This window comes from Nocardia sp. NBC_01327 (assembly GCF_035958815.1).
Lineage (GTDB): Bacteria > Actinomycetota > Actinomycetes > Mycobacteriales > Mycobacteriaceae > Nocardia.
Genome location: NZ_CP108383.1, coordinates 5,928,630 through 5,940,349, shown reverse-complemented (window position 1 = coordinate 5,940,349; position 11,720 = coordinate 5,928,630). Strand labels below are relative to the sequence as shown.

Annotated in this window: 12 protein-coding genes; 1 reads left to right on the top strand and 11 read right to left on the bottom strand. The window is 66.6% G+C overall.

The annotated features are described in order from the left end of the window. Positions 1 to 42: 42 nt before the first annotated feature. Positions 43 to 324, bottom strand: coding sequence for a hypothetical protein (locus tag OG326_RS27430; protein ID WP_327140004.1), 282 nt, complete (start codon positions 322 to 324; stop codon positions 43 to 45). 364 nt (positions 325 to 688) lie between these two features. Here OG326_RS27430 and OG326_RS27425 point away from each other — a divergent pair, with 364 nt between their 5' ends. Continuing rightward, positions 689 to 1,081, top strand: a complete 393-nt coding sequence (locus OG326_RS27425) for a hypothetical protein (RefSeq protein ID WP_327140003.1) — start codon at positions 689 to 691, stop codon at positions 1,079 to 1,081. Positions 1,082 to 1,360: 279 nt separating this feature from the next. Here the strand turns inward: OG326_RS27425 and OG326_RS27420 are convergent, their stop codons facing one another. The 10 genes from OG326_RS27420 to OG326_RS27375 all read right to left on the bottom strand — a co-directional run bounded on the left by OG326_RS27420 (position 1,361) and on the right by OG326_RS27375 (position 11,719). Further along, on the bottom strand, positions 1,361 to 2,245 hold the full coding sequence (locus tag OG326_RS27420; RefSeq protein ID WP_327140002.1) for a 3-methyladenine DNA glycosylase: 885 nt from the start codon (positions 2,243 to 2,245) through the stop codon (positions 1,361 to 1,363). Positions 2,246 to 2,252: 7 nt separating this feature from the next. Then, on the bottom strand, positions 2,253 to 3,317 hold the full coding sequence (locus OG326_RS27415; RefSeq protein WP_327140001.1) for a hemolysin family protein: 1,065 nt from the start codon (positions 3,315 to 3,317) through the stop codon (positions 2,253 to 2,255). Then, on the bottom strand, positions 3,310 to 4,686 hold the full coding sequence (locus OG326_RS27410; protein ID WP_327146601.1) for a hemolysin family protein: 1,377 nt from the start codon (positions 4,684 to 4,686) through the stop codon (positions 3,310 to 3,312). Before OG326_RS27410 ends, OG326_RS27415 begins: the two co-directional genes overlap by 8 nt. A gap of 307 nt (positions 4,687 to 4,993) precedes the next feature. Continuing rightward, positions 4,994 to 6,430 carry a GuaB1 family IMP dehydrogenase-related protein gene (locus tag OG326_RS27405; RefSeq protein WP_327140000.1) on the bottom strand — a complete coding sequence of 479 codons (1,437 nt, stop codon included), beginning with the start codon at positions 6,428 to 6,430 and terminating at the stop codon, positions 4,994 to 4,996. Positions 6,431 to 6,630: 200 nt separating this feature from the next. Continuing rightward, positions 6,631 to 7,014 carry a hypothetical protein gene (locus OG326_RS27400; protein WP_327139999.1) on the bottom strand — a complete coding sequence of 128 codons (384 nt, stop codon included), beginning with the start codon at positions 7,012 to 7,014 and terminating at the stop codon, positions 6,631 to 6,633. 207 nt (positions 7,015 to 7,221) lie between these two features. Next, on the bottom strand, positions 7,222 to 7,848 hold the full coding sequence (locus OG326_RS27395) for a hypothetical protein (protein WP_442791058.1): 627 nt from the start codon (positions 7,846 to 7,848) through the stop codon (positions 7,222 to 7,224). Positions 7,849 to 7,960: 112 nt separating this feature from the next. Next, the gene (locus OG326_RS27390; protein WP_442790834.1) at positions 7,961 to 9,397 is read right to left on the bottom strand and encodes a DEAD/DEAH box helicase; all 1,437 of its coding nucleotides are present in this window, start codon (positions 9,395 to 9,397) and stop codon (positions 7,961 to 7,963) included. Next, positions 9,390 to 10,331, bottom strand: a complete 942-nt coding sequence (locus tag OG326_RS27385) for a M56 family metallopeptidase (protein WP_327139997.1) — start codon at positions 10,329 to 10,331, stop codon at positions 9,390 to 9,392. The genes OG326_RS27390 and OG326_RS27385 overlap by 8 nt, the downstream gene beginning before the upstream one ends. A gap of 42 nt (positions 10,332 to 10,373) precedes the next feature. Further along, complete coding sequence (locus OG326_RS27380; RefSeq protein ID WP_327139996.1) at positions 10,374 to 10,775, bottom strand: BlaI/MecI/CopY family transcriptional regulator; 402 nt, start codon at positions 10,773 to 10,775, stop codon at positions 10,374 to 10,376. A gap of 77 nt (positions 10,776 to 10,852) precedes the next feature. Then, positions 10,853 to 11,719, bottom strand: coding sequence for an ABC transporter ATP-binding protein (locus tag OG326_RS27375; RefSeq protein WP_442791057.1), 867 nt, complete (start codon positions 11,717 to 11,719; stop codon positions 10,853 to 10,855). Position 11,720 lies beyond the last annotated feature (1 nt).

Here is an 11,720-nt window from a genome sequence, read left to right as displayed (position 1 = left end):
CGCCGATCTGCCTTGCCGCCGCCCCCGTCCGCAGCGCCCGGGTCAGTATTCGGTCTGCTCCAGCGCGTACTTGCGCAGTCGGCCCTTGATCACGGCTATCAGGGTGAGAACGAAGCCGGCGCCGATGCTCGTTATGACGAACGAGATGAGGAAGCATTCGATCCAGATCGAGCGGGGGCCACCGTATTTCGCATTGGGGGAGTTCCAGATGGTCGCACCGGCGCTGTGCACGATCAACCCGCCGAGCGAGAGCGCGATCAACCAGTTGATGAAAACGAACAGTCTCGCGGTGAAGAAGACGATCCGCTGATTGGGTGTCAGCACATACCTGTCGTGCGTCCAGTCATGCGAAGGGTCTTCTAGTTCCTCCCGTGGTTCCCGCTCGTACGGTTCCCTGACTGCTGTCCGAGTGCCATGTGGCTGACGCGTCACTAATTGCTCGCTCTCACTTCAGATCTGCCCGTGTGGAGACGTGCCATCTCCGTCTCCGGAGCCTTCGGTTGTCGGTCGACATGAGAGGTCCCAACCTGATCGCTCCCGAGTGAGTGCGAGGATCGTATCCAGCGCAACGGCTTTCGTGTGTGGACTCGCAAGAATGCGGGAGATGCCACATTGTCGCCGCATCGGCGGGGGTGTGATGATCTTGATTGGGGGCAGGACGTCTCTTCGGTTCTACAGAGAAGAAAACATGCGAACACTGATTACGGTTGCTGTTGCCATCGCGGTAGCGACTGGGGGCGCGGCGGCAACGGCCGACGCGGGAGTGAATGAGGAAGCCGCATTGAAGGCGGCGCTCGCCGACTGTCGTGGGCACATTGCCGAGCGGTACTGGGTGTACGGCTGGGTGACTACCGCGGGTGGTCCCCGGGAAAGCTCTTTCCATGCGTACCTGACCGCCGATGAGAGCGCTGATCCCGAAGCGGACGGGACGCTGGTGACAGTTGATTTTCCTGCGTGGAACAGAGGACTTCAGCAGGGCGACGTGTTCCACGCGGAGGTATCCATCGTCGGGGATGGATATGACGGTCCCAATGTCTTGATGGGCTCGCTCGACAAGCCCGAGGTTGTCGGTCACCACTAGCCGAGGGAGCTGTGCGCCCGCTTCCGGCGGGCTGCGCGAGTGCGGGCAGCTACGGCTGCCCGCACGCCACCTCGTTTGCCCGGGTCTACTGCTTCAACAGCGTGGCGACCTGGATGTGCGGCTGAATCCGGACCCCATCCAGGTGCCCGGCAGGTTCTGCAATACGCCGAGCCCGGCATTGGAAACGGGTGCGGGCGCGGCGGCGCGAAAGCGCAATGGCATGACATCTCCCCCGTAGTGAAATTCCTCCCACGGACCAGGGTGCCACTGCGCGGTGATTTACGCCACGTCTATCAACGCCCGGCAGGCGGTCAGCAATCGCTGTCGAAGGGTTTCGCCGCGGGCGGCGATCTCGACCTGGCGGCGGACGTATTCGGCACGGCCCGACGGGGTTTCGATCCGGATGGGCTCGTATCCGTATTCGGAGAGGTCGTAGGGGCTGGCCTTCATATCGAGTTCGCGTGCGGCGCAGGCCAGTTCGAAGCAGTCGAAGAGCAGGTCGGACGCGATCAGGGGGGTCAGCTTGAAACCCCACTTGTAGAGGTCCATATTGGCGTGCAGGCAGCCGGGTTGTTCTCGGTGCTCCTGGGTTTCGCGGGTCAGGGGCTCGATATTGAGCGGGATCGCCTCGGGGGTGAAGAAGCGGAAGGCGTCGAAGTGGGTGCAGCGCAATTGCATTGATTCGACGACCGCATCGGTGCCGGCGTGGCCCAGCCGCAGGGGAACCTGCTGGTGGCGGACATCGTCGGTGCGGTACACCATGGCCCACTCGTGCAGGCCGAAGCAGGAAAGCTGAGCCGGGCGGGTCGCCGTGGCCGAGAGCAGGCGCGCGACGAATTCGATGGTGTCGCGGCGCTTCTGGAGGAATGCCGGGTCTGCCGTCCATACGACCGCGTCCGGGGAGTCACCCGGAACCTGGTGGTAGCCACGGGCTTCCGAATAGTCGGCGCCCTCCGCCAGCGCCACGCCGAAGCCGGGATGCCAGCGTCTGAGCTGTGCGGGCTTATTGCCGTAGTAGGTGAACAGGAAGTCGATGACCGGATGTTTCGACCCGACGGCCCGCTGCTGCAGATACGGGCCCACGAGCGCGTCGACCCGTTCCCGGTGTGCGGCGGCTCGCGCCCGCCAGTCGGCGGGCGCGAGCACTGGGAGATCCGTGAGCACGTTCAGATCACTCCGCGACCCGGTGGGTGCCGTCGCGGACGGTGCCGACGAACTCCTCCACCAGATCCTCCAGGGCGACAATGCCGATGGTATTGCCGCGACTGTCCACCACCCGTCCCAGATGGGAGTTGGTGCGGCGCAACCGGGCCAGGGCCTCGAAGAGGGTGGCGCCGGTGCTGACCGTCGGCAGCGGGCGGATATCGGTGCGGGGGATGGGCGTGGACGGCCCCGCATCATCATCGGCCACCAGGTCCAGCACATCCTTGACGTGCAGATAGCCGACCAGGGAACCGTCCCCCGCCCGCACCGGATAGCGCGAGAAACCCGTTTCGGCCACAGCGTTCTCGATATCGCCGAGGGTGGTGCCGTCACCGCGCAGCGGCACCGAGCGGGTCTTCGCCAGTGCCACCATCACATCGGCGACAATGCTGTCGCTCGAGCCCAGCGCCTGGGTGAGGCGGCGGTGCTCCTCCTCGTCCAGCAGTCCCTCCGACCGGGATTCGCCGAACATCTCGGCGAGCTCCACCGAGGAAACAGTGGAATCGAGTTCATCCTTGGGCTCGATGCGCAGTGCCCGCAGCGACAGATTCGCCGCCAGGTTGTAGATCGCGATGAGCGGTCTGGCCAGGCGCAACCACATCAGATGCATCGGAACCAGCAGCAGCGCACAGCGTTCCGGCCCGGCCAGCGCGATATTCTTCGGGATCATCTCACCGAGCAGGATGTGCAGGATGACCACGATGGTCAGCGCCAGCGCGAACGAAATCGGATGCAGCAGTTGATCGGGCACCCCGACCAGATCGAACGGGCCCTGCAGCAGATGCGCCACGGCGGGCTCACCGACCCGGCCCAGCAGGATCGAGCAGATGGTGATGCCCAACTGCGCCGCCGCCAGCATCATCGACAGGTTCTGCCCCGCCTCGATGACCGTATTGGCACTGCGCTTGCCCTGTGCCGCAAGGGCTTCCAGGCGATCCCGGCGGGCGGAGATCAGGGCGAACTCCGCGCCGACGAAGAACGCATTGCCCAGCAGCAGCACCAGGGTGAGCAGGACCGCGGTGATATCACCCATGGTTGTGCTCCCACTCCGCCAGGCCCTCGGCATCGACGGGGCGCAACAGCACCCGGTCGATGCGCCGGCCGTCCATGCGTTCGATCTTGGCGATCCAGCCGCCGCTGGTCGGCGTTTCCATGCTGTGCTGGTTGCCGGGTTGCGGCAGCAGCACTTCGTCCCCGGTGACGGGGATGCGGCCGAGGCGGGTCAGCACCAGGCCGCCGAGCGTTTCGTATTCGCCCTCGGGCGCGTCGTATCCGGTGGTGCGGGAGACCTCGTCGATGCGCAGCAGTCCGGAGCAGTTCCAATCGTTGCCGGTGCGGCGCACATCGAGTTCTTCCTCATCGTGCTCATCGCGGACGTCACCGAGAATCTCCTCGATGATGTCCTCCATGGTGACAATGCCCGCGGTGCCGCCGTATTCGTCGACCACGAGCGCCACCTGCATACCGTCGGCGCGCACCCGCTCGAGCACCTCGTCGCCGTCCAGGCTGGCGGGGACTATCGGCACCGGCTGGGCGATGTCCTTGAGCTTGATGACGCGCCGATCCTTGGCCAGGTGCATGAACGCCTGTTTGACGTGCACCACGCCGAGGGTGTTGTCGAGATCGCCGTCGATGACCGGGAAACGCGAAAAGCCGGTGCGGCTGGCGGTTTCGATGAGGTCGGCGATGGTGTCGTCCTGATCGAGGGATTCGATCTTCACCCGCGGCGTCATGAGTTCCTCCGCGCTGCGCTCACCGAACTGCAGTGAGCGATCCACCACCTGCGCGGTGCGCTGATCGAGCACGCCGTGCAGGGCGGATGTGCGCACCAGCGAACCCAATTCCTGCGGTGAACGGGCCGAACGCAGCTCTTCGGCCGGTTCGACACCGAGCCGCCGCACGGCCCAGTTGGCGGTGCCGTTCAGGAAATTGATCATCCAGCGGAAGGCCGTCGAGAACCACATCATCGGCCCGGCGGTCCAGCGCGCGGTGGCCAGCGGTGAGGCGATGGCAATGTTCTTCGGCACCAGCTCGCCGTAGATCATCGAGAACGAGGTCGCGATGATCAGTGCCAGCGCCAGCGAAATGCCGTGCGAGGTACCGATATCCACGCCGAACGCGTTGAAGATGGGCTCCAGCAGCCGCGCCAGCACCGGTTCGGCGATATAACCGGTGATCAGCGTGGTGATGGTGATGCCCAGCTGCGCCCCGGACAGTTGGAACGAGAGCGTGCGGTGCGCCTGACGCACCTGCCGGGCCCGGCGGTCGCCCTCGCGGGCGTGCGCCTCCACGGTGCTGCGTTCCAGGGCGGTGAGGGAGAATTCCGCGGCGACGAAGAGAGCCGTGCCTGCGGTCAATGCGACAAAACCGAGCAGACTGAGAACGGTGAGCAGGGCCGACACGGTCAGCACCACCCGGCCGTCTGAAGATCTTGGGGTGAGATCACTGGGGCTGGGGCAACGATGGCGCCGGGTTTGTCACCCGGCTCGGTAGAGGAGCCCTCCTGAGTGGCGCCCTCGGACGCGGGTGACAACTGGTTCCTTTCGCATGGGGTGGGCCGTGAAACGGGTCGTCACGGTCCGGCGTCGATAATGCTACCGGCTGGTCGCGCGGGTTTCCGCGCGACCGCGCCGGACACAGCCGAACCCGGCGGGTTCCACGAGGGTTCCCGCCGGGTTCGGCTGCGGAGATCTACCGGTCGATGACCGCTTACCAGCCCGAAGGCAGCGGGCGGCCCTCGGCGAAACCGGCGGCGGACTGCACGCCGAGCACGGCTTTGTCGTGGAACTCACCGATGCTGCGCGCACCCGCGTACGTGCAGGAGCTGCGCACGCCGGAGGTGATGTAGTCGAGCAGGTCCTCGACACCCGGGCGCTCCGGGTCCAGGCGCATGCGCGAGGAGGAGATGCCCTCCTCGAACAGCGCCTTGCGGGCCCGGTCGAAGGCGGAGTCGGCGGCGGTGCGGGCGGCGACGGCGCGCTTGGAGGCCATGCCGAAGCTCTCCTTGTAGCGGTTGCCGTCGCGGTCGATGCGCATATCGCCGGGCGACTCGTAGGTGCCCGCGAACCAGGAGCCGATCATGACGTTCGAGGCGCCGGCCGCGAGCGCCAGCGCCACATCGCGCGGATGCCGGACGCCACCGTCGGCCCAGACGTGCTTGCCGAATTCCGCGGCGGCAGCGGCACATTCGGCCACGGCGGAGAACTGCGGGCGGCCCACGCCGGTCATCATGCGGGTGGTGCACATGGCGCCGGGGCCGACACCGACCTTGATGATGTCCGCGCCGGCCTCGATCAGATCGCGGGTGCCCGCGGCCGAGACCACATTGCCCGCGACCAGCGGCACACCCAGATCCAGTGCGGCCACCGAGCGCAGCGCCTCCAGCATCTTCTGCTGATGGCCGTGCGCGGTATCCATGACCAGCACATCCGCGCCGGCGTCGACAAGGGCCTTGGCCTTGGACGGGATATCGCCGTTGATGCCGACCGCGGCCGCGATGCGCAGCTGGCCGCGGGCATCGACGGCGGGCTGGTAGATGCCCGCGCGAATGGTGCCGGTGCGGGTCATGACGCCCGCGAGCGTGCCGTCGGCGTTCACCAGGACGGCCAGGCCGGAGCGGCTGCCCTCGAGCAGGCCGAAGACCTCACGCGGGGAGGCATCGGCCGGTGCGCTCACAAAATTGGTGTCGGCGACGGTGCTCAGGCGCGCGAAACGGTCCACATCGCTGCATGCCGCCTCGGTGACGACGCCGACGGGCTTACCGCCCTCGACGATGACGACCGCGCCGTGCGCACGCTTGTGGATCAGCGCGAGCGCATCGGAGACGGACTGCTCCGGATCCAGCGTGACCGGAGTGTCCGCGGTGAGCGAACGACTCTTCACGAAGGCGATGGTGTCGGCGGCGGCCTGGATCGGAAGATCCTGCGGCAGCACCACGATGCCACCGCGGCGCGCCACCGTCTCGGCCATGCGGCGGCCGGCGACCGCGGTCATATTCGCGACCACGAGCGGGATGGTGGTCCCGGTCCCGTCACTGCTGGACAGGTCGACATCGAACCGCGACGCCACATCCGTCCGATTCGGGACGAGGAAGACATCGTCGTAAGTCAGGTCGTAGGGCGGGTTCTGCCCGGGAAGAAACTGCACGTTCGTAGCCGCCTCATGGTTTTGACGTGGGGTTTTCGTGTTATCCATGCTTCGGTGGCAGGTATATGGCACGAATCACCCGAAGGTTATCCGATGAGGTGGACACCCTTCGTGCGTTTACCTGATGTCACGCATGCAGCGACCCAGTGTAGTCGGCCCGCTCGGGAACAGTCGGAGCGTGGGCTCCTTGCCGCCGCGGATCAGGCGCCGGCCGGAATGAACAGTGCCTCGAACGGCGGTGCGCCGACCGCCACGGTGGTGTGACCTGCGCCCTCGGTATCGGTGACGAACAACAGATCGCCGGGCCCGAATCTGCGCTCCTCACCGTCCGAAGTGGTCACCTGGAGCACCCCGCGAAGCAGTACCACCCACTGCCGCGCCGGGGCCGGATGCGGCGCACTGTCGAACCCGGCACTGCGCAGAAAAGACACTCCGGCCGCCGATGGCATCCCGCCTACCGACATGGCGGGCACACCGACCGCGAGAGTCCTTTCTGCCAGCGAGATTTCGGCCTCGACGAACCGGGAGCCGCCCTGGGCGGTGCTGTCGATGCGGGTGTAGCGCAGAGTCTGCTCGTCATTCACGAGGACGACTGTGCGCGATCCGGTCGGAGGGTGCGATTCCCTCTGGGGAATAGCCAGTGGTGCAAACCGGGTAGGCGGCATCGCGCCGACCGGATTGCCAGATGTTTGCTCCGATGGATCAGCGGCAGCTGGCAATTGGCGTGTCGGTGTCGAAAACAGGTGTGTTGATGGCGATTCGCGCGGTGCCGGGCGCGTCGGGTAATCGGTTCAGAGTGAACCGTTTTCGATGTCTCGCTTGAGGGCGGCCTGGTAGGCGCGGTGCGAGGATGCGCCGTTGTCGGCGGTGAACTGGATCAGGGCGGGGTCGGCGAGGAAGGTGATGTGCTCGTTGACCGTGGTGGTGCCGTCGCCGTTATCGGTGAAGGTGATCAGCTGGTGGGTGGTGATATTCGGGATATCCCAGCTGTCGGAGGTGTAGTAGTGCTCCGCGGCGTGGATGCGCTGCTCGGCCTGGGTGTGGCCGGGGAAGGTGATCGGCCCCATCGGAATGTCTTCCAGCGCGGTGAAATCCACCACTTGTGCACTGCCGTCGTCACATGTGCGATGAACGATCTCGTCCTTCAGGAACGGATGGCGGCCGAGATCGTTGTGCAGATTCGAATACACCGACCACACCTTCGGCAGCGGGGCGCTGATCGTGATCGGCAGATCGACTACCACCGAGGAGCGCGCATCGGGCTTACCCTCTTCGGCTTGATACACCGCCCAACTGGCCTGCCACTCGGCCTTGTAGCCATTGTCCGAGTCGACGCACGAGGGCGTCGGCGCGGTATCCGCGTGCGCCACAGGCAATCCCACACTTGTGCACGCGACGGCCAGTGCACACCCCATCATGAACTTCACGCGGCGGACTTTACCCGGCACCGAATGCACCGGCAGCGCGAAGGGCTGCCGGTCAGAGTGCCTGTCCGGCGGGTATTTCGATGCGGCAGTGCGGGTTCGGCGGTCAGCGGCCCTTGCGGGTGGTATTGGTCTTGCGCTTCTTGGAGTGCTGACGACCGCCGGTGCGGGGATCGATGCGGTGGCGGGGGCGTTCGGGAGGTGAATCGGTCGCGGCCGCAGCGGCTTTGGCGGTCGCCGCGATGGTGGCCGGATCGGCGAGCGCGTGGCCGGACGGGCGGCGGGCGCCGGTGATCTCGGCGAGGCGGCGGTCCGCGGGACGGACTTCCACATCGGTGACGGAAACGCCTGCGCGCCGGGCCAGATCGGCGGCTTCCTGCCGGTCGTCCGGGCTGACGATGGTGACCACCGTGCCGGAGGCGCCGGCGCGTGCGGTCCGGCCGGTGCGGTGCAGGTAGTCCTTCGGATCGGCCGGGGGATCGACGTGCACGACCAGTGAGACATCGTCCACATGGATGCCGCGGGCGGCGATATCGGTGGCGACCAGTACCGGCCAGGTGCCGTCCGCGAAGGCCGCGAGGGTGCGGGTGCGCTGGTTCTGGCCCTGGCCGCCGTGCAGTGCGGCGGCAGCGATGCCGACCTCACGCAGCTTGCGCGCGAGCTTGTCCGCACCGTGCTGGGTGCGCACGAACAGCAGGGTCCGGCCCTTGCGCGCGGCGATTTCCGTGACCACCGGCCGCTTTTCGATGCGCCGCACATGCAGTGCGTAGTGCGCGATATCGGGAAGCTCTGTCTCGGTCTCCGCGACAGCGGAATTCGAGGGTGCGGGCGCATTGGGCTGTGCGACGACCGCATGACTGACGGGCGAGCGCAGATAGCGCTGCACCAGGGCATCGATGGCCTCGTCGAGCGTCGCCGAGAACAGCAGCTTCTGCGCCTCACCGGGAACACGATTGAGCACTGCCGTCAGCTGCGGCAGGAAGCCGAGATCGGCCATATGGTCGGCCTCGTCGACGGTGACGATCTGAACATCCGAAAGATTCACGGCGCGACGGCCGATCAGATCGGTCAGGCGCCCGGGCGTGGCGATGAGCAGATCGACACCGCGACCCAGCTTCTCGTCCTGCGTCTTGATCGCCAGACCACCCACGGCCGAGGCGAGCCGCAGCCCGAGCGATAGCGACGGCTCATCGAGCGCGGTCTCGATCTGCAGGGCCAGCTCCCGCGTCGGCACCAGGATCAGCCCGCGCGGCCGGCGCGGCGCGGTGGGCGCACCGGAGAGCCGGACCAGCATGGGCAGGCCGAACGCGAGGGTCTTGCCGGAACCGGTTGCGGCCCGGCCCAATACATCGTGACCAGCCAGAATGTCCGGAATAACGGCAGCCTGAATGGGGAACGGAGTGTCGATGCCATTGCGCCGCAACGCCTGCACCAGCAGCGGTGGCAATCCGAGATCGGCAAAGCGCCGGGCGCCAGCGGCAGAGGAGGCGAACCGCGGGGCGGTGACCACCGAATCGGGAGTGGTGCTGCGCGGCTCAGGCACGGTTCAGCAACCGGGTGAGCTCCTGCAACCACGGAATAGCCACTGCCATCGTGGGCACCACGAGAATGGCGGCGGCGGCCAGATAGGCCACCGCGGCAATGCGCATATCACCCATCGGCCCGGCCAGCCGCTGAATACGGATCAGGGTGGTCGGCCCGCCCACCGCCATCGCGCCCTGCGGCGCAGGCGAATTGGAGCAGGCCACCAGCGCGCGCGCCAGCGGGGTCGGCCCGGTGACCTTCACGGCGGAGTCGTCGGCCAGCAATTCGATCAGCAATTTCACCGAATCCAGGGCGGATTTGGAGCGCACCACCCGCGGGAACGCCTCGTGTGCGGCGGTGAACGCCTCCAGCACCAGGTCGTGGCGGGCTCGCAGATGCGAACGCTCATGGCTGACGATTGCGGTCAACTCCTCATGGGAAAGATTGGTCACCGTGCCCTGACTGAGCACGACGCGGCGCCGAATGCCGGGCAGGCAGTAGGCGATCGGTTCGGTGGCGGCGAGCACCCGGATATCGGCGGAATTGCGCGCCACCCCGCTCTGATCGAGCAGATCGACCAGCATGCGGTGGCGGGCCCGCCGGCGACGGGTGTGTATTCCGACGCGCACCACCGAGAAAATGAGGCGCGCGCCGACGAGCAGGGTGAGCGCGAAGACCGTGACCAGAGCCAGCCACAGCGGCAGGCCGAGCGCGGCGATCTCCTTGCTCGGCGTGGTGGTGGGCCGGCCGTGGGCTCCGGGCACCAGCAGTCGGCTGGCGATGGCGAGTCCGGAGCCGAAGGCGCTCAGCACGGCGGCCAGGGCGATGGCCTGCCAGAGCACCAGCGCCGCACGCGGACTGCGATAGGGCCAGGTCGCTCGGCTGAGCAGCGCTGGAACCGGTCCCGCCAGCAACAAGGCGAGACCGGCGAAAACCGGCGCTGTTACGTCCATTCCTCAGCTCACTGCGTTGTGGGGCCTGGGCCGAGGCTGAAGCTACAGGGAGTCTTTCGGCTCCTTGCGTGCCGCCTCGGTGGCTTCGAGCTTAGCGAGTGCATCGCGCAGCGCGGCAGCCTCATCGGCTCCGACCTGTTCCACGAAGTGCACGAGCGCCGCTCGACGGCTCCCGACTTCATCCGCCTGCTGCAGTGCGTCGAACATCAGACTCGCGACGAGTTCGTCGCGCGTATGCACCGGTGCGTACCGGTGCGCGCGGTCATCACGCTGCTGTAGGACGAGATTCTTCTTCGCGAGACGCTGCAGAACGGTCATCACCGTGGTGTACGCGAGCTCGCGGCGCTGAGCGAGGGCCTCGTGCACCTGCCGCACCGTTTGGGGTTCATCGGCCGACCACAACTGGTCCATGACCGCTTTCTCGAGTTCACCAAGACCTGCCATCCCACAAGTTTACGGAGACAACGACACGAATGCGTACTACAAGTCGTCGTAACCGGTCGGTAGCTGTGTGGTATTGGTCATAGCCGGGCAGGGGAAACGGCATCCTGGCCGTCGGCGCCGTGCACATGCCGTGTGCCGATCGGCACAATCATCGGCCGGCCGGAAACCGGATCCTCGAGCACCTCGGCGCGCAGGCCGAACACCTGCTGCAACAACTCGGCGGAAATGATGTCGCCGGGCCTGCCCTGCGCGACGATGCGGCCCGCACGCATGACGATGAGCTGATCGCTGTAGCGGATCGCCAGATTCAGATCGTGCAGCACCATCACGACCGTGCGGCCGAAATCGGCGTGCAGGCGGTCGACCAGATCCAGCACCTCGAGTGAATGCGCCAGATCCAGATAGGTGGTCGGCTCGTCCAGCAGCAGAATATCGGTGCCCTGCGCGAGCGCCATGGAAATCCAGGCGCGCTGACGCTGACCGCCGGAGAGTTCGTCCAGCGTCCGATCGGCCAGATCGGCGATACCGGTCTGCTCCAGCGCGCGGGTCACCTCCGATTCGTCATCGGCGGACCACTGTCGCAACCAGGACTGGTGCGGATGACGGCCGCGCGCAACAAGATCGGCGACGGTGAGGCCCTCGGGGGCGATCGGGGTCTGCGGCAGCATGCCGACGATGCGCGCGATATCGCGGGTCTTCATGGACGAAATGGCCTTGCCGTCCAACAGGATCCGGCCCTCGCGCGGCTTGAGCAGTCGCCCGAGCGAACGCAGCAGGGTGGACTTGCCGCAACCGTTGGGACCGATGACGGTGGTGATGACGCCCGGCGCGATATCCAGCGACAGTCCGTCGACAATGACGCGGTCGCCGTATCCGAGGGTGATGCCGGACGCTTCCAGCCGGTGCCCGGGGGCCGGAACCTGGTGATCCGCAGCGAGTGTCACG

Excerpts from the sequence above, each read along its gene's own strand:
- OG326_RS27425 (WP_327140003.1), top strand. The coding sequence starts at position 689 with ATGCGAACACTGATTACGGTTGCTGTTGCCATCGCGGTAGCGACTGGG.
- OG326_RS27415 (WP_327140001.1), bottom strand. The coding sequence starts at position 3,317 with ATGGGTGATATCACCGCGGTCCTGCTCACCCTGGTGCTGCTGCTGGGC.
- OG326_RS27395 (WP_442791058.1), bottom strand. The coding sequence starts at position 7,848 with ATGATGGGGTGTGCACTGGCCGTCGCGTGCACAAGTGTGGGATTGCCT.
- OG326_RS27385 (WP_327139997.1), bottom strand. The coding sequence starts at position 10,331 with ATGGACGTAACAGCGCCGGTTTTCGCCGGTCTCGCCTTGTTGCTGGCG.
- OG326_RS27380 (WP_327139996.1), bottom strand. The coding sequence starts at position 10,775 with ATGGCAGGTCTTGGTGAACTCGAGAAAGCGGTCATGGACCAGTTGTGG.